Source organism: Desulforapulum autotrophicum HRM2 (assembly GCF_000020365.1).
Classification (GTDB): Bacteria; Desulfobacterota; Desulfobacteria; order Desulfobacterales; family Desulfobacteraceae; genus Desulforapulum; species Desulforapulum autotrophicum.
This window is the reverse complement of sequence record NC_012108.1, coordinates 2,079,355-2,097,470: the sequence shown is the minus strand read 5'-3', so window position 1 is coordinate 2,097,470 and position 18,116 is coordinate 2,079,355. Positions and strand designations below refer to the sequence as shown.

General features: G+C 50.9%; 17 protein-coding genes. 5 read left to right on the top strand and 12 right to left on the bottom strand.

Annotated elements, in window-relative coordinates; genetic code table 11:
* Positions 1–18 precede the first annotated feature (18 nt).
* Genes HRM2_RS09190 through HRM2_RS27615 form a run of 4 tightly spaced genes read right to left on the bottom strand, consistent with a single transcriptional unit; the run spans position 19 to position 1,794 of the window.
* On the bottom strand, positions 19–900 hold the full coding sequence (locus HRM2_RS09190; protein ID WP_015903732.1) for a YicC/YloC family endoribonuclease: 882 nt from the start codon (positions 898–900) through the stop codon (positions 19–21).
* A complete protein-coding gene (locus HRM2_RS09185; RefSeq protein WP_015903731.1) occupies positions 897–1,436 on the bottom strand; it encodes a DUF4416 family protein in 540 nt (179 codons plus the stop codon). Before HRM2_RS09185 ends, HRM2_RS09190 begins: the two co-directional genes overlap by 4 nt.
* The gene (locus tag HRM2_RS25975) at positions 1,433–1,606 is read right to left on the bottom strand and encodes a Trm112 family protein (protein ID WP_015903730.1); all 174 of its coding nucleotides are present in this window, start codon (positions 1,604–1,606) and stop codon (positions 1,433–1,435) included. Before HRM2_RS25975 ends, HRM2_RS09185 begins: the two co-directional genes overlap by 4 nt.
* Positions 1,607–1,635: 29 nt before the next feature.
* The gene (locus HRM2_RS27615; RefSeq protein ID WP_232364237.1) at positions 1,636–1,794 is read right to left on the bottom strand and encodes a hypothetical protein; all 159 of its coding nucleotides are present in this window, start codon (positions 1,792–1,794) and stop codon (positions 1,636–1,638) included.
* 201 nt (positions 1,795–1,995) lie between these two features.
* Here HRM2_RS27615 and HRM2_RS09175 point away from each other — a divergent pair, with 201 nt between their 5' ends.
* A complete protein-coding gene (locus tag HRM2_RS09175; protein ID WP_015903729.1) occupies positions 1,996–3,207 on the top strand; it encodes a THUMP domain-containing class I SAM-dependent RNA methyltransferase in 1,212 nt (403 codons plus the stop codon).
* A gap of 113 nt (positions 3,208–3,320) precedes the next feature.
* Here HRM2_RS09175 and HRM2_RS09170 read toward each other — a convergent pair whose 3' ends face one another.
* The 7 genes from HRM2_RS09170 to glpK all read right to left on the bottom strand — a co-directional run bounded on the left by HRM2_RS09170 (position 3,321) and on the right by glpK (position 10,925).
* Positions 3,321–5,069: an ABC transporter substrate-binding protein gene (locus HRM2_RS09170; protein WP_015903728.1), complete on the bottom strand. Its 1,749-nt coding sequence runs from the start codon at positions 5,067–5,069 to the stop codon at positions 3,321–3,323.
* Between the two features lie 103 nt (positions 5,070–5,172).
* On the bottom strand, positions 5,173–5,451 hold the full coding sequence (locus HRM2_RS09165) for a DUF2160 domain-containing protein (protein WP_015903727.1): 279 nt from the start codon (positions 5,449–5,451) through the stop codon (positions 5,173–5,175).
* 9 nt (positions 5,452–5,460) lie between these two features.
* Positions 5,461–6,261, bottom strand: a complete 801-nt coding sequence (locus HRM2_RS09160; RefSeq protein ID WP_015903726.1) for a carbohydrate ABC transporter permease — start codon at positions 6,259–6,261, stop codon at positions 5,461–5,463.
* Positions 6,258–7,130 (bottom strand): carbohydrate ABC transporter permease, encoded by an 873-nt coding sequence (locus tag HRM2_RS09155; protein ID WP_015903725.1) that lies wholly within the window; start codon positions 7,128–7,130, stop codon positions 6,258–6,260. Before HRM2_RS09155 ends, HRM2_RS09160 begins: the two co-directional genes overlap by 4 nt.
* Before the next feature lie 52 nt (positions 7,131–7,182).
* Entirely contained in the window at positions 7,183–8,277 is a 1,095-nt protein-coding gene (locus HRM2_RS09150) for an ABC transporter ATP-binding protein (protein WP_015903724.1), read from the bottom strand.
* A 17-nt stretch (positions 8,278–8,294) separates the two neighbouring features.
* Positions 8,295–9,386 (bottom strand): ABC transporter ATP-binding protein, encoded by a 1,092-nt coding sequence (locus tag HRM2_RS09145; RefSeq protein ID WP_015903723.1) that lies wholly within the window; start codon positions 9,384–9,386, stop codon positions 8,295–8,297.
* A gap of 21 nt (positions 9,387–9,407) precedes the next feature.
* Positions 9,408–10,925, bottom strand: a complete 1,518-nt coding sequence (glpK, locus tag HRM2_RS09140; protein WP_015903722.1) for a glycerol kinase GlpK — start codon at positions 10,923–10,925, stop codon at positions 9,408–9,410.
* Positions 10,926–11,396: 471 nt separating this feature from the next.
* Between glpK and HRM2_RS09135 the strand changes: the two genes are divergently transcribed.
* Genes HRM2_RS09135 through HRM2_RS25120 form a run of 4 tightly spaced genes read left to right on the top strand, consistent with a single transcriptional unit; the run spans position 11,397 to position 15,503 of the window.
* Positions 11,397–12,161, top strand: a complete 765-nt coding sequence (locus HRM2_RS09135; RefSeq protein WP_015903721.1) for a glycosyltransferase family 2 protein — start codon at positions 11,397–11,399, stop codon at positions 12,159–12,161.
* Between the two features lies 1 nt (position 12,162).
* Complete coding sequence (locus HRM2_RS09130; RefSeq protein ID WP_015903720.1) at positions 12,163–12,891, top strand: TVP38/TMEM64 family protein; 729 nt, start codon at positions 12,163–12,165, stop codon at positions 12,889–12,891.
* Positions 12,888–14,513 carry an ArnT family glycosyltransferase gene (locus HRM2_RS09125; protein ID WP_015903719.1) on the top strand — a complete coding sequence of 542 codons (1,626 nt, stop codon included), beginning with the start codon at positions 12,888–12,890 and terminating at the stop codon, positions 14,511–14,513. Before HRM2_RS09130 ends, HRM2_RS09125 begins: the two co-directional genes overlap by 4 nt.
* A gap of 3 nt (positions 14,514–14,516) precedes the next feature.
* Positions 14,517–15,503 carry a glycosyltransferase family 9 protein gene (locus HRM2_RS25120; protein ID WP_015903718.1) on the top strand — a complete coding sequence of 329 codons (987 nt, stop codon included), beginning with the start codon at positions 14,517–14,519 and terminating at the stop codon, positions 15,501–15,503.
* An 814-nt stretch (positions 15,504–16,317) separates the two neighbouring features.
* Here HRM2_RS25120 and HRM2_RS09115 read toward each other — a convergent pair.
* Complete coding sequence (locus tag HRM2_RS09115) at positions 16,318–18,075, bottom strand: ABC transporter ATP-binding protein (protein ID WP_041273171.1); 1,758 nt, start codon at positions 18,073–18,075, stop codon at positions 16,318–16,320.
* Between the last annotated feature and the right edge of the window lie 41 nt (positions 18,076–18,116).

Sequence of the window (18,116 nt, the reverse complement as noted above, 5' to 3'; positions counted from 1 at the left end):
TCCTGGTTTGACGAACAATTATTCTATGTTTTGAACCTGTTCCCTGATTTTCTCAAGTTCAGACTTTAAATTAACTACCCTGTGGGACAACTGTGCCTGGCTGGATTTTGAGCCCATGGTGTTGAACTCCCGGTTGAACTCCTGGATCAAAAAGTTGAGCTTTCTTCCGGCCGGCTCGTTTGAGGCCAGAATCTCCCGGAACTGCTTGATATGACTGTAGGCCCTGACGATCTCCTCAGAAATGTCGCTCTTGTCGGCAAGAATGGCAACCTCCTGGCTGAGGCGCACGGGATCAAGGTTTTCCACCCCTGCGGTGAGGCGGGAAAGTTTTTCCAACAAACGCTCCCGGTAGATTTCAGGAATTTCAAGGGCATTGGCTTCAATGGTTGCAAGCTCGGTTTCGATGAATGCCATCCTTGCCTCCAGATCCGTTAAAAGGTTTTCCCCTTCAACGGCTCTCATGGTTTCAAGCTGGGATAGGGCCTTTATCATTGTTGATGAAACCACCTGCCACACCAGGTCAAAATCCGGCTCTCGTTCCTCGTCCAGGATCATGTCCCGTCCTGCAATTACCTGGTCCAGGGTGAGGTCAGCGTCCAGGGCCAGGCAGTTTTTAAGAAGTGATAAGGCCTTGAAGTAGGCAAGTGCCCGTTGTTCGTCAACAACAAAGCCCGTTGACGCCTGGGATTCATCCTTTACTGAGATTCGGATCTCCACCCGCCCCCTTGAAAGGCGCTCTGCAACCATCTTCTTGACACCGTCTTCAAACCTGCGGCAAAAGGGGGGCAGGTAGAGGGCTATATCCAGGTTCTTGCTGTTGTAAGAACGGATCTCCACCTCTGCTCTAATATCATTTTCCGTAAATGCAGCCTCTGAATAGGCAGTCATGCTGTTAATCATGGAAGACTTCTCTCTTTATTAAAATCAAGGCAATACTTTGCCCTGACAATTTCAAGGAAACTTTTGATGGCATTCCCCCTGTAATCGGGATAGGTCCAGTCAAGGTCAATGAATCGTCCCTTTTGGTACATCAGTGTAAGATCGGCATAGATGCCCTGCCCGATGTAGACCCGGTGGGCAAAATCCTTGCCCGTTGCCAGAATGAACCGAGACTTGACAAGGTAGCCAGGATCAATATTGACAGCTCTTTTCCCATTTTCTTTCCACATGGCTTCGATGTTATTGGTCGAAATCTTGATCTCTGCCAGGGAGTCTTGGGCAACAAGCGCCTTGAACACCACCACACGCCGAAAAAGGGGGGACCCCATCTCCCTGTGGTAGTAGTTGGTGTAGTCAAAATCAAACCAGGGGCTGATCATGTCGATGCTGCCGAATTTTTCCTCCAAAAGGGCGAGTACCCTTTGAACAATGGACTGATCGTTCATGAACAGACTGATGACAAGCTTTGCCGGATCCGGGCTCTTTGGCGTACTCATTCTTTAAAGGGCTTTGCCTCTTCGACCAGCATGATGGGAATATCGTCCCTTATTTCATACACAAGGCAACAGGCCCGGCACACCAGTCCATCTTTGTTTTTATTGAGGGTAACCTCGCCCTTGCATTTGGGACAGGCCAGGATTTCCAGCAGCTCTTTGGAAACAGCCATGGTAAGATCTCCTTTTATGTATTTTTTAGTCACAGTCCCTGGGGACTGCATGGTTTAAAGCTTGAAATACGCTCCCCTGTGGGCCATGAGCGCCCCATGGCAAGAGCAAACTTTTCCCAGAGAGCAAGAATAAGCGGTAAAACCTCGTTTATTCCGGCCCGGTTTGTTTTTTTGGATAAATTTTCCATAAGCTTTACATTATGTGATACAATGCCGCCGATTGTCAATCTTAAAGCGTACAGGATGTTTATCCAAATGAAGATGGCGAACCGTCTTCACGTCCTTGACGGAGAACGTCTGAAGAAACAGGGACAAGGCTTTACCCAAAAACGACAGGGTGGGATAGAGCTTGCCGTAAACCCAATAACCCGATCGTTACAGAGACGCAAATGGAACCCATAAAAAGCATCAAAACCAATGTTATCAGGAAACGGGCAGGCCAGCACAAGCGCTATGCCACAGGATTTAAATACCAGCAGGACCCTACCTTTTTCGGCCAGATTGCAGAAGATCTCATCAACGAGGGAGAGGCTGAGCTCAAACAGCTCGGGGCCACAGATGTAACTCCCTCGTTCCGGGGCATCTACTTTAAGGCTGAAAAAGAGACCTTCTACCGCATTAATTATCAAACAAGACTCTTTTCAAGAATACTGGCTCCCCTGACCTCGTTTGCCTGCAATAACACCGACACCCTTTACAAACAGGCGAAAAAGATCAAATGGGAAAACCTGTTTAAGAAAAAAAGTACCTTTGCCATCACCTCCAACGTGTCAGACAGCGAGATCACCCACTCCCAGTATGCCGGATTAAGGCTCAAAGACGCCATTGCAGACTACTTCAGGGAAAGGACCGGCAAACGACCGGACGTCAACACCCTTGACCCCGACGTCATGATCAACCTGCACATCCGAAAGGAGACGGCTGACATCAGTATTGATGCATCCGGCGGCGCCCTTCACAAACGGGGATACAGGGAAGAATCAGTCACAGCTCCCATGCAGGAGACCATTGCAGCAGCCATTATCCGCATCTCTGGATGGGATGGCACACGGCCGCTCTATGACCCAATGTGTGGTTCAGGCACCCTGCTGTGTGAAGCTTTGATGCACCAGTGCCATATCCCTGCCGGGATCTTCAGGCAGCGGTTTGGATTTGAGATCCTGCCCGATTTCAACCCGGACCTCTGGAACCAGGTAAAAACTGAGGCAAATGCAGGGATCATCCCCATTGCACAGGGACTGATAGCTGGCAGCGACATTGCAGAATCATCTGTAACTGCAGCAAGGACAAACCTCATGGGACTCCACAACGGCGGGCAGGTATCTGTTCTGAATATGGATTTCAGACAGATCCAGGCCCTTGAAGACACGATCATTGTTGCCAACCCCCCCTATGGTATCCGCATGGGCAAGGAGAGCGACCTGAAGGTGTTCCACAGGGAACTGGGTGATTTTCTCAAACAGCGGTGCAAGGGATCAACGGCCTATATCTATTTTGGAGATCCCCAGTACGTTGGCCACATGGGACTCAAGGCAACCTGGAAAAGACCCTTAAAGGCGGGTGGGCTTGACGGTCGCCTTGTGAAGTATGAAATGTATTAATCGAACGGACACTGGCGGGACGGGCAGGCAATGGACGCTTCCTGCCCCCATAAAAAAAGGCCGACCCCATGACCTGATGTCAGGTCAGACGTCGGCCCGTGTAATACCCTAGGTTACTTCACCCTGCCCTCTTTCCAGGCCTGGATCAGCTTGTCATAGTCAATGGTTTCCCCCTGGGGCTTTTCATTGGCAAGTTTGGCCTTGGGAGCGCCAGGCTGGTCAAGCCAGTAGGATTCGGGTTTTTCGGGATTAAGCAACGGTCCCTTGTCCCCCTGTACACCGGATCTTGCAATTCTCATGAGAATTTTATCCTGCTCTGCTGCAAGGTTGTCCATGGCGGTTGAAACCGTAACCTCACCCGCAACGGCCTCACCAATATTCTGCCACCATAGCTGGGCAAGTTTAGGATAATCAGGTACGTTGGTTCCCGTGGGTGTCCAGGCAACCCGTGCAGGGCTTCTGTAAAACTCCACAAGTCCACCAAGCTTGGGGGCCCGCTCGGTGAACGAGACGTCCCGGATGTCGCTGTCCCGGATGGGCGTCAGACCCACATGGGCCTTCTTAAGGGATGTGGTCTTGCACACGCAGAACTGGGCAAACAGCCAGGCTGCTTTTCTACGCTCAATGGGGGTGCTTTTCAACAATGTCCAGGAACCGCAATCCTGATAACCAAGCTTCATCCCCTCTTCCCAATAGGGACCGTGGGGGGAAGGAGCCATGCGCCATTTGGGCGTTCCGTCTGCATTAACAACGGGAAGGCCCTCGCCCACAATCGAAGAGACAAATGAGGTGTACCAGAAAATCTGCTGGGCCACATTTCCCGTTGCAAGGTAGGGAAGGGACTGGTAAAAGTCCATGCCAAGAGCGCCCGGAGGTGCATATTTCCTGAGCCATTCCATGTATTTCCTGAGGGAATATTTGGCTGCAGGACCGTTGGTGGCACCACCCCTGCTGACACTTGATCCCACGGGCCGGTCATTTGCATCAACCCTTATACCCCACTCGTCAACCGGTTTTCCATTGGGAAGTCCCTTGTCTCCGGCACCGGCCATGGACAGCCAGGCATCGGTGAAACGCCATCCCAGATCCGGTGCTTTTTTGCCGTAATCCATGTGGCCGTAGATGGCCTTACCGTCAATCTCTGCCACATGCTCACTGAAAAACTCGGCAATGTCCTCATAGGCGGACCAGTTGACAGGAACGCCCAGCTCATACCCGTAGATCTCCTTGAACTGCTTCTTAAAATCATCCCGTGTAAACCAGTCGTAACGGAACCAGTAGAGGTTTGCAAACTGCTGGTCAGGCAGCTGGTAGAGCTTACCATCGGGTCCTGTTGTAAAGGATTTTCCCATGAAATCATCCACATCCAGGGTGGGGAGGGTAACGTCCTTGCCCTCTCCTGCCATCCAGTCTGTGAGGTTGACCACAAAGCCGTACCTGTAATGGGTGCCGATGAGATCTGAATCATTGACATAGGCGTCAAACACATTCTTACCTGACTGCATCTGAATCTGGAGCTTTTCAATAACATCACCCTCCTGGATCAGATCGTGGGTCACCTTGATGCCGGTAATTTCTTCAAAGGCCTTGGCAAGGACTTTTGACTCATACTCATGGGTGGGAATGGTCTCGGAAACAACCTTGATGGCCATCCCCTTAAAGGGTTCTGCAGCCTTGATAAACCATGCCATTTCATCGGTCTGCTGCTGTTTGGTCAGGGTTGACGGCTGAAACTCCTTGTCTATCCATCGCTTTGCAGCTGACATATCCGCCATTGCAGGGCCTGAACAGAAGGTGAACACAACCGCTGAAACAACACACCAAAGCCATCGTCGAGGAATCTTGTCGAACACTTTTTTCATCTTATGGTCTCCTTCATACGGCCTTAAAAAAGGGGTTCCGGTTGTCCGGTCGTTCGCCGATGTAAAGGCCTTTAACACCGATGACACCCAATAAATATCTTGTTTATCCCCAGCGCATGACAACAACCATCCACACAAGGGAAAACACAAAGGCCACCCACAGGGTAAAATCAGTCAGTCCCAGCCAGGCCAGATGAATGTATGCACTGCTCAAAAGGCCAATAAAAAGCCGGTCACCCCGGGTGGTTGCAATGGGCAGAATTCCCCGCCGTTTAACACAGGGAGATGCAATCTGCCACACAGTCATGCCGCAGAGCATCAGGGCAATGGTTATAAAAAAAATCGCCGTGGGATAGGTCCATGCCATCCATTCCAGTGTCATATCTTCCTCCTATACCCGTCCCATGGCAAAACCCTTTGCCATGTGGTTTCTGACGAACCAGATCACAAGGGCCCCGGGCACGATGGTTAAAACCCCTGCTGCCGAAAGAAGGCCCCAGTCAAGGCCTGATGCACTCACCGTCCGGGTCATGATAGCGGCAATGGGTTTAGCAGCGGTGGTGGTCAGGGTCCTTGCAAACAAGAGTTCAACCCAGGAAAACATGAAGCAGAAAAACGCTGTAACACCGACACCGGATCGAATCAGGGGAATAAAAATGGTGGTAAAGAAACGCACAAAGGAATACCCGTCGATATAGGCGGTCTCGTCAATCTCCTTGGGTACGCCCGACATAAAGCCCTCAAGTATCCACACGGCAAGGGGGACGTTGAACAGACAATGGGCCAGGGCAACGGCAATGTGGGTATCAATGAGACCCACTGTGGAATAGAGCTGGAAAAAGGGAAGCAGAAAAACAGCGGCCGGTGCCATGCGGTTGGTCAAAAGCCAGAAAAACATCTGGCCGTCACCGATGAACCGATACCGGGAAAAGGCATAGGCCGCAGGCAGGGCAGTCGCAAGCGATATCAACGTGTTCATTGTCACATAGATCATCGAATTGATATATCCCGAGTACCACGATACATCTGAAAAAATTTTCATATAATTTTCAAGGGTGAAATCCCTTGGATAAAGGGAAAACACGCTCAAGATATCGGCATTTGTTCTAAGGGACATGTTGAGCATCCAGTAGATGGGAAGCATCAACCAAAAGAGATAGACAATGAGAACAATGGTTCTTTTTTTCATCATGCCTCTCCTCGTCCAACGTTCTGAAGGGCCTGGTAAAACAGCCAACTGAACAGCAGGATGATTAAAAAGTAAATAAGGGAAAAGGCCGCGGCAGGCCCCAGGTCAAACTGGCCAACGGCCACCTTGACAAGATAGATGGAAAGAAAGGTGGTGGTATTGCCCGGCCCGCCGCCAGTGAGCACAAAGGGTTCGGCATAGATGAGAAAGCTGTCCATGAATCTGAGCAGCAGGGCAATGGTCAATACCCCCCTCATCTTTGGCAGCTGAATGTACTTGAACACGGCCCAGGCAGAGGCCCCGTCTATGCGGGCTGCCTGGAAATAAGCCTCAGGAATGGCCCTCAATCCGGCATAGGCAAGCAGCGCCACCAGGGGGGTCCAGTGCCACACCTCCATGAGCATCAGGGTGATCCAGGCATCGGACGGACTTGCCGTGTGGTCAAATGCAATGCCAAGGGCGTTGACCCCGGCACCCAACAGCCCGATATCCGGGCGGGTGAATATCATCCAGATGGTTCCGATAACATTCCACGGAATCAGCAGGGGCAAGGCCAGGAGCACCAGGCAGATCGAAGCGGCCCATCCCTTTTCCTTGGGCATCAGCAGAGCTATCCCTACGCCAAGGGGCATCTCGATCACGAGCACCAGGCCTGAAAAAATAAACTGACGAATCAATGCCTCGTGCAGCCGGGTGTCGGACAACACAGCCTTAAACCACTCCGTACCCACAAAAATTCGCTGGCCGGGTCCAAAAATGTCCTGGATGGAATAGTTCACCACCGTCATCAAAGGAATGATGGCACTGAAGGCAACGATGATAAAGACCGGCAGCACCAGAAACCATGCCTTATTGTCTTCCCACTTATCCATATCGGTTACACTCCTTTACTCAACCTTGCTGTTGGTTGGTTGTTAACTGTCGTTACCTTAAGAGCTGATCATCTTCAAACAGACGGATCCAGTCGGTTGAAAACCTTAGCCACACCCGTTCATCCGGGATGGACTGGCCCTCGGGAACCCTTGCCTGGACCTGATGGTCGCCCAGGAGGGCTGTGAGGATACGATAACTTCCCTGGTCTTCCACGGATTTCACCTGGGCCTCCACCCCGTGGGCCTCCTTTTGTTTGTGCACCTCAAGATAAAGCGGCCGGATTCCGAGCTTGAGCTTCCCCTTGGCCGTTGCGGCAAGGCCTGCCAGACGGTCGTCAAGAAAGATTTCAACCCCATTGGCCCCTTCTACATGGGCCACCCCGTTTTCAAGGACCATGGGCAGAAAATTCATTCCAGGACTGCCGATAAAATAGCCCACAAAGGTGTGGTCAGGATTTTCAAACAGTTCCTGGGGAGTTCCGATCTGAATGATCCTGCCCTCGTACATGACAATCACCTGGTCAGCAAAGGTGAGGGCTTCTACCTGGTCGTGGGTGACATAGACAAAGGTGAGCTTGAGACGCTCGTGGATCTCCTTTAGCTTGCATCTAAGCTGCCACTTGAGATTGGGATCAATTACCGTCAAGGGTTCGTCAAAAAGAATGGCGGCGACATCACTTCTCACAAGGCCCCGGCCCAGGGAAATTTTCTGCTTGGCATCGGCGGCAAGCCCTGCAGCCCTTCGGGCAAGAAAGGGGGTGAGTTCCAGAATATCCGCCACCTCATGGACCCTTTTTTTGACGTCCGCTTCATTAAATCCCCGGTTCCTGAGGGGAAAGGCAAGATTGTTAAAGACCGACATGGTGTCATAAAGAACGGGAAACTGGAACACCTGGGCAATGTTTCGCCGCTCAGGGGGAAGCTGGGTGACATCCTTGCCGTCAAACAAAATTCTGCCCTGACTCGGTGTGAGAAGCCCTGAAATCACGTTAAGCAGAGTGGTCTTGCCACAACCAGACGGCCCTAAAAGGGCATAGGACCCGCCGTCTTCCCATACATTGTGAATTCTTTTAAGCGCATAGTCTGACTCTTTATTGGGATTGGCCACATAGGTGTGGGCAATTTCCTGTAAATCAATTTTAGCCATGGAGCTTCCTTTCTATTTTAGTTTCCATGGGTGACAGCATCGGGTGCAAGCACCAGATCTCCTGCCGTGGAGAAAACGAAAAAGCAGGCTGGATTGACAAAGACCTGCAACTGGGAGCCGATCTTTACCGAACGAACACCCACCTCCTGAACCACAAGCCTGGCACCTGCACAATCCACATGGACAAAGGTTTCAGATCCGTTGATCTCGGCAAGCTTGGCTACAGCCTTTAATTCAACGTCAAGACTTGTCTGCCGGCCGAGGAAGAGGTTATTGGACCTTATCCCGAAGGTATACCGTCCAGGCACCAGATCCTTGAGATGACCGGAAAGGTTTATAACAAGGCCCGATTCCAGGGTGGCTGTATTTCCTTCCACCCGGCAGGCAAGGCAGTTGATGGGTGGATCACTGAACACCTCAGCCACCTTCAAGGTGGCAGGATTCCGGTATACATCGGTTGTCATGCCCGTCTGGAGAACCTTCCCCTCATCCATGACAACAATCCTGCCGCCGAATTTCAATGCCTCACCCGGTTCAGTGGTGGTGTAGACCACCATGGCCTCCCTTTGCCTGAAAATATCCTGGAGTTCGCTCTGGAGTTCCTCCCTGAGCTTATAGTCCAGGTTGACAAGGGGTTCGTCCATGAGCAGAAGCGGTGCTTCCTTGACAAGTGCCCGTGCAATGGCGGTGCGCTGCTGCTGACCCCCTGAGAGTTCTGCCGGCATCCGGTCAAGCATGTCGGTGAGATGGAGAATCTTTGCCACCTCCATCACCCGTTTCTTGATCTTATCCTTTGATATCCCTGCAACCTTCAAGGGGGAGGCGATGTTGTCAAAGATGGTAAACGAAGGGTAATTGATGAACTGCTGGTACACCATGGCGATGTTTCGTTTTCTGACGGGCACGCCAGTGACATCCTTGCCGTCTATGGTGATGGTCCCCTGGGTTGGTCGGTCAAGGCCCGCCAGGATTCGCAACAGCGAGGTCTTACCGGACAGGGTCCGACCCAAAACCACTGTCCGTGTGCCGGATTCAATTTCAAGATTAATGTCGGCAAGGTGAACCTCACCGTCCACGGTCTTATGGATATTCTCAAGGGATAATCCCATGATCTCTCCTTTTATCGCAGGTTACAGGGGATCTACCCAGTTCAGGGTACGTTCAACAGCCTTTTTCCAGCCGGCGCACCTTTTCGTACGTTCTGCCTCGTCCATGGCCGGAGAAAAGGTGGTCTGTATTGACCATTTGGCCTTGAGTTCCGCTGTCCCGGACCAGAACCCCACGGCAAGCCCTGCGGCATAGGCAGTTCCCAGGGCCGTTGTCTCGGTCACCCTGGGAACGATCACCGGCACCTTGAGAAGATCAGCCTGGAATTGCATGAGCAGTCGGTTATGGACCATGCCGCCGTCCACCTTCAGGCTTGTCAGGGCAACGCCCGAGTCAAGGTTCATGGCATCAACAATGTCAAGGGCCTGATAGGCCGTTGCCTCCAGAACTGCCCGGGCAATGTGGGACTTGTTTGCATACCGGGTGAGTCCTGCAATCACACCCCTGGCATCCGATCGCCAGTAGGGGGCAAACAGCCCAGAAAAGGCGGGCACGCAATAGACGTCCCCATTGTCCGCCACAAGGGAGGCCAGGGCCTCGATCTCCCGGGCATCCTTGATCAACCCGAGGTTGTCCCTGACCCACTGGACAAGGGCACCGGCATTGGCAATGGATCCTTCAAGGGCATAAACCGGAGAAGACTTGCCCAACTGATAGGCAGGCGTGGTGATCAAACCGTGGGTGGAGGCAACCGGTCGGGTTCCCGTGTTTAAAAGAAGAAAACAACCTGTTCCATAGGTATTTTTCGCCTCCCCCGGCTCAAAACAGGTCTGGCCGAACAATGCAGCCTGCTGATCCCCAAGGGCGGCACAGACCGGCACCTGGGCAGCCATGGGGCCGTCCTTTGTGGTCAGGCCGTAAAAGTTTGGATCGGATGAGGGTCGAATCCGGGGAAGCCCGGACGCAGGGATGTTCAGAATAGAAAGAATCTCCGGACTCCATTCAAGGGTGTTGATGTCCATGAGAAGGGTTCGGCTCCCATTGGTTACATCCGTGACATGGGCACCGCCATTGGGACCACCGGTAAGGTTCCATATGGTCCAGGTATCCATGGTACCGAACATGGCATCTCCTGCAAGGGCCGCTTTTTTTGCCTCAGGCACATTATCGAGTATCCATTGGATCTTGGGCCCTGAAAAATAGGTGGCAACGGGAAGCCCTGTGGTCTTTCGGAACCGGTCCTGGCCCCCGTCCCTGATGAGCTTCTGGCAGATCTCGTCGGTCCTTGCACACTGCCACACCACGGCGTTATGGAAAGGACGACCTGTTTTTCGATCCCATACCACAACGGTCTCCCTCTGATTGGTGACCCCTACAGCCTTGATTTTATGACCTGCAATACCGGTTTTTTGAAGGGCGCCCTGGATCACCTTTTTTGTATTCTCCCAGATCTCCATGGGGTCATGCTCCACCCAGCCCGGTTTGGCGAAAATCTGCCGGTGCTCCTTTTGATCAAAGCCAACAATATCTCCATTGTGATCAAAGATGATGAACCGGGTGCTGGTGGTTCCCTGGTCAACGGCGCCGACATATTCCGTCATACAATCCTCCTCAATTTTAAGAGAACAGCTACAAAGGGGCTAAGAAAACAGAAATAAAAATGGTATCGCTAAATCGCTAACATTAACCCTGCCCTTTTTCAACATCTTTTTCGTTTTTTAACACCTGGTTTCGATTATCAACATCACCGTGCAAGGCTGTTGCTTAATATGGACAAAAGCAATTCTTATGCCAGAATGAACAGGCTTAGTTTTAAGCGATGACAATGGAACCCGGCCTTGAAATCTTGAAGGAGTGTCTATTCTCTTAACACTGCCATTTACCATATGGAAACCTTTTCACACTCAAACGTTGCTATCCTTAGAAAACAATGTTCCAATATTGAAAGTTTTAGATTTTAGGCGTAGAATTAAACGTTTAATTATAGTACCTGAAACCTGCAATTTTTAGATAGTAAACAATCGTCGATTAATCCTCCTGGCTATTACGTCAACCCATGGAAGATAGGGATATTGAATAATCAACCACCACCAGAACTAAGCATCGTTGTTCCCTTTTATAATGAGGAAAACTGTCTGATTCCTGTTTGCAGTGAAATCATCAAGGTTTTAACAGAAGGGGTGGACTGCCCGTGGGAACTCATTCTCGTGGATGATGGATCAACGGATCGAACCGCCGATCTAATGGATTCTTTGTGCACCAGTACCCCCCCGGTAAAGGCGGTCCATATCAGTCCAAACAGCGGGCAGTCTGCAGCGCTTGAAGGGGGTTTTTCCGTTACAAGGGGAACGTACATTGCTGTCCTTGATGGGGATGGGCAGAACGATCCCAGGGATATTCCCATCCTGATGAATGAACTCAAGCTAAGAGATGTTCATTTAATGTGTGGAATCAGAGCAAACAGGACAGACACACGACTCAGAAAGCTGTCCAGCAAAATTGCCAACCATATCCGAAATGCCATTCTCAAGGACAATATTACAGATATGGGGTGTGCGATTCGGGTGTTCCGCAGGCAGTGCCTGGAGCGCATCCAATTTTTCAGAAATGCCCATAGATTTTTTCCAGCCCTGATGCTACGGGCAGGATACACAGTCTCTGAAATGCCGGTAAACCACAGGCCCAGGATCAAGGGGACGAGCAAATATGGCATGGGGATCCAGAACCGCCTCTGGACTGGAATCGTGGACCTTGCAGGCGTATACTGGCTCACAAAACGGACCCTTAGCTATACCATTCGGGAAAACCATGCCACTTTAAACAAGGAAGACCAGTAGATTGATTCTTCAACAAAATAGATGGCTTCATTTTCTGGGTGAAACGACTCCTGTTCTTTTAACAGGTCTGATTTTCATAGGCCTTGCCCTTGTGCTCAAAACCCCATGGTCTTCCGGTCTTTATCGGGAGATCCGCAGCTATTTTCTAACCCCCAGCACCATGCCGATTCTGAATATTCCGTTGATCACTGCCCTTATGTTTACCACGGCAGGCGGAAGTCTCATTGGCCTGGGCGTCCCGAGACTCTGGGTCAGTTCCCTGGCCGGCGCTATTTTTGGCATCACAGTTGGAACCCTTGTCGGCCTTGTTGCATCCACCATGGGTGCATCCATTGTCTATTTTGCAGGTCGGCTGTTCCTGTCAAGCTGGATTCAAAAGAAATTCAGACACAGAATCGAACACTGGAAAACCCGGTTAAAAAAAAACGAGTTCCTGTGGATATTATATATAAGGATCTTTCCCCTGTCTAATTCCACGGTGGTCGGCCTGTTAAGCGGGTCGTGCAGGGTGCCGTTCGTTCCTTACCTGGCAGGATCATTTCTGGGATTCATTCCCCTGACCCTGTTGATGTGTTCCCTTGGCGACGGCAGCGCACAGGGAAAATATTTACAGATAGGCCTGGGAATTGCCTGCATTGCCGCCATACACACAATAGTAATCATTAATAAAAAAATCAGATTGCACCATACCGGAATCTATCCGCAACCAATAAAGAAAGAAATGCCATGAATTTTTTTTCCATCACTGCACGACCGGTCCCAATTCTTCTGATCATCCTCATGGCCGCTCTTTTGTGGGGCGGCCAGTATGCCTCCCGTTCCCTGTGGGAGCCGGACGAAGCCAGATACACCTATGTTGCCTGGGAAATGCACGAAAGTGGAAACTGGCTTGTCCCCCACAGGCATGGTGAAACCTATGCACACAAACCCCCGCTGATGTTCTGGCTAATCAACATCAGCACCCTTTTCACCAACGGCGAATTTGACGGGGTATCGGGCCGCATGCCCACTTTTCTGGGAATAATTCTATCGCTTTGGGCTGTTTCAAGACTTACAGCCCTCTGGTACAACAGGCAAACGGCCTGGTATGCCATTTTCATTTTATCCACCTCTTATCTGTTCTGGCACAAGGCCGGCACCGGCCAGATTGATGTGCTTCTTCTGGGTCTTCAGCTTTCCGCCCTGTATCTTTTATTCAAGAATGAAACCCAGCCCTCCCGTCTGGGACTGGTAGCCGCGTTTTCTTTGATGGGGCTTGCCATCCTGGCCAAGGGCCCCGTGGGCCTCATCGTTCCCGTGGGGATCTATGTGACGGCAAGTCTCACAGCGGGAAACAAAGCCTGTCTTGCCAGAAAATTCTGGCTGTGGGGCATACCACTGTCCCTTGTCTGGCCAGGTGCCTGGCTTTTCGCAGCCTGGCTTTTCGGAGCATCTGCCGACTATTTTAATGAGCTGTTGTTTACCCAGAATGTGGGCCGTTTTGCCGGTGAGTTTGGCGGCCATTACAAGCCTTTTTATTACTACTTGAAATACCTTGTAATTGATTTTCTGCCTTGGACATTCCTGATTCCCGCAGCGCTCTGGGCAACCAGAAAAGATAAATCCACCATGGGCCAGGCCAGACGCATTCTTGGATGGGTATTGTTCGTGGTTGTTTTTTTCAGCCTTGCCGGCGGCAAACGGAACCTGTATATTCTGTCGGTTTACCCGGCATTGAGCATGCTTGTGGCATCTGTGGTATCTTCCCTTGTCAGCCTTTCTCCACGGTGGCGGCAATGGACGACTTACCCCCTGGTCATCCTCTTTGCACTGTTCTCAATTGCAGGTCTTGCCCCGCTCATACCCTGGCCGGGATTCACCCTGCCCCTGACGATTCCAGTGCATCTTCTGCTGTTGTTTTCCCTTATTTCAGCAGGGACAGCTGTAATTTTGTATCGCTGCCAGGGAAAGGAAGGCATTCGGCAGCAATGGGTAAACGCCCTCATCGCCACCATGATCATCGTGGAATGCTATGTGGGAACGATTATATTTCCGTTGTTTAATCCCATAAAGAGCCCCACAGCCCTTGCCCATGCTGTAGAGTCAACCCTTCCCGTTGATGGCAGGCTCATTCTCTATCGGATGAACGGAGAAATTCTTGCCCTATACAGCAAACGCCAGGGTATTCGATTTAATGATCTGAATGACCTGGAGCAATTCATGAACAAAACAGGGCATGGGATTGTTTCCTGCACCCAGAAAGAATGGGAACACCTTGAAAAAAAACTGGCCCCAGACCCACCCCAACAGATTTTGCCCCATTTTTTTAAAATGGGGGGCAAATCCCTGATGTGGTTTAAATACGGAAAGTAATCTATGAAAATAATCATCATAAAACTTGGCGCTTTGGGAGATGTAATCAATACCTTTCCCCTTGTTGTGGCCCTCAAGGAAAACCTTGACGCTGAAATCCACTGGCTTGTGGCACCATTGAGTTATCCCCTTGTACGCAACCACTCCTGTGTGGACAAGGCCATCGTGTTTGATAAAAAAAAGGGTAAAAGAGGAATAACTGCAGCTATTAAAGCGCTGAGAGAAACCCAGTACGACATTGCCTTTGACCTGCAGCGCATTCTTAAATCAGGTTTTTTTTGCATGGCTGCAAAGAGCAAAAGAAGACTCGGATTCAACAAGGAACGGTGCAAGGAGCAGTCCTGGATTTTCCCCTTTGAACGGATCCTTCCATCAAATCCCCAGGCCCACATGCTCATCCAGTATCTGGAATTTGCCGAGCACCTGAACATTTCCTGCGGCACGCCCACGTGGAAGATCCCCAGATCAAACTGCCCGCTCCCTGTCCTCCTTCCCCATGACTTTCTGGTGCTCAACATCGGAGCCACAAAGCCTGCAAACCGATGGGCGAACGATAATTTTGCCATTCTGGCAGAAGAGGCAAGCAAAACATTCGGTCTGGTGCCGGTTTTAACCGGAGGGCCGGAAGATATGGAAAATGCCCGTAGAATCAAAGAGACATCCAGGACTGACATTCTTGACCTCACCGGTAAAACAACCATACCCGAACTAGTCGAAGTCCTTGGCCGCGCCCGTTGCGTTATCTCCTGCGACACGGGCCCCATGCATCTGGCCTGTGCCCTTGGAACAAGACTCATAGCACTTTTTGGTCCATCCAATCCAGGCCGGACAGGCCCCTTCAAGGGCAGGGTCATCCAAAAACCCCAGGCCTGCACCCCGTGCAACAAAAAACACTGCAAGAATCCCCTGTGCATGGAGGCCATCACCCCTGAAGATGTCATGGAGGCCATTTCCTTCCAGATCAGAGAGTGCACCGACGATAATGGTTAAAAGATCCCCAACAAAACTGATCCTCAGTATTTTCCTTTTTTTTGTATTTTTCTACCTGGGACTCATGGAAGTTAAAACATCGATCTACGATAAAAGTCTGGACATGAGCCAATAACCGGCATGACCGGAACATGGCATCCGACCTGGCGGCAACGAAATCAAAAAATAGAACGTTTGACAGCAGATGCGACCGGGAAAGGTTTATATAACCGGCACGGCCGGAGCGAGGTATGGCTTCGGCCTCAACGAATTTTGAAACACCTTCATTGACAATGCTTTGGCGAGTGTTACATATAAAACCCACATGTCCTATCGGACACAACGAATCATGAAACACGATGACACAGGGCCGGCGATAGTACCATTCCGCCCCTTTGGTTTCCCCGACCGGAACGGTAAACGTCGGGGGGATTTCTGCCCTTCCAGACTAAAGCGCAGGAACTGCGGGCTAAAGTCCTCAAACAGCCTGCGCTTCTTAACGCCTGGAAGGGCAAAAATCCTATCCCCTTTGGTTTACAATGTTCCGATCAGGGAAACCAAAGAGGGCTCGAAAGTCGAGACCTTAACAATGACGTTTCGACGGTAGTTTCTTATAAATCGGCATGCCCTGGCGGATACAACGAATGAAGAAACTCGACAGCAGAGGCGGACGGGAACGGGTGTTGCCCGGAGCGGATTAAATGGCAGCGGTCGGCATGGACGCCGAATGAGCTGCCATTTCCCTCGGAGCAGCCCATGGACGGGCTGCGAGAATGAGCGGAGGGTAACACCCGTTCCCGTCTACCGGTCCGACAAGAGTTTCATATAAAAGAACCTAAGGGTTATCAATCTGCTGCATGGTGCGAAGGGAATAATATTTACCACCCTGGGCCATGAGTTCTTCATGGGTGCCCTGCTCTATAATCTGCCCGTTTTCTACAACCACAATGCGGTGGGCATGGTCCACGGTTGAAAGCCGATGGGCAATGACAAAGGTGGTTCGTCCTTTGATGAGGTTGGCCAGGGCCTGCTGCACCACCTGTTCCGCTTCGGAATCAAGGGCAGAGGTAGCCTCATCAAGGATGAGGATGGGGGCATCCTTGATCAAAGCCCTGGCAATGCATAATCGCTGTTTTTCTCCACCGGACAGCCTGCTGCCAAGCTCTCCGATGACCGTGTCATACCCTTCTGGAAACCCCATGATGAAATCATGGGCAAAGGCTTTTTGGGCGGCCAGGACAACGTCCTCGTCTGAAGCCTCAAGATTGCCATACCGGATATTGCTGGCGACGGTGTCGTTAAAAAGTACCGGCTCCTGGGTCACAATGGAAATTTTTTCCCTGAGGGACTTGATGCCAATATTTTTCACATCCATTCCATTCAGACGAAGGGTTCCGGCGGTTACATCGTAAAACCTGGGAATGAGGTTTACAAGGGAAGTTTTACCTCCCCCACTCATGCCCACCAGGGCAAGGACTTCCCCGGGATTCACCTTCAAGTCAATGTGACTCAACACGGGGTCCCCATCGGTCTGGTAGGCAAACGACACATTTTCAAAAGCCACACCCACCTCTGTCCCTTCCAGTAAAAGGGGATCCTGCACATCTTTTATTTCAGATTCACGATCAATGATTTCAAAAATCCGGGTAACAGCGGCCATGCCCTCCTGGATGGTGTTATTCAATGTCGCAAGTTTTTTTGCAGGGGCATAGAGCAACATCACCGCCGTCAGAAAGGAAAAAAAAGTTCCGGTGGAGGATGCCCCGGAAATAACCCTGGACCCGCCAAACCAGATGATAAAGGCGATACCCACCCCGCCAAGAAACTCCATGACAGGAGAGGAAAGGGATTTGGCAACCACCGACCTCATCTCCAGGCGAAACAGTTCTTCCGATTTACCATGGAAGCGCTCTTTCTCATAATCTTCCCTGACAAAGGTTTTGACAATCTTGCTGCCTGCAAAGGTTTCATGGAGAAACACATTGAGATCTGCCATGGCCTCCTGGCGTCCGGTGCTGAACCGCCGCACCCTGCGCCCAAAAAGTATAATCGGATAAAATGCCGCAGGCAGAACAAGAAAGGCCCCCACGGCAAGTTTCCAGTCCATGTAAAAAATCACCCCCACAAGGCCGATCACCGTGAAAAGATCACGCAAAAGTCCTGCCACTGCCGTTGAAACCATGCCTTTGACAATGTTGACATCATTGGTGATCCTGGACATGAGGGTGCCTGTTTTTTCATTGTGAAAAAAGGCCAGGGGAAGATCCATGATACGGTTATAAAGCATGTTTCGAAGGGTTTTGATGATCTGCTGTCCCACATGGTTCATCCAGTACTGCTGCCCATAGGTGGCTGCACCCTTAGAAAAAAAGATCAGGACAGCTGCACCGGGAAGCAACAATAAGCGGGACCGGTCGCGGTTCACAAAAATATCATCCAGCATGGGCTTAACCAGGTAGGCCGAGATTGAGGTAGCCGCAGCCACAATCACCATGCACCCCATGGCAAGGGCAAGGGGTTTCCAATAGCCGACAACGAGTGACACCAAAACCCCTTCATGGGAAGGTGCTGCATCTTTTCTAATAGATTTCATAGGCGGATATTATTGAATAGAATATGAACTATTGTCAATAT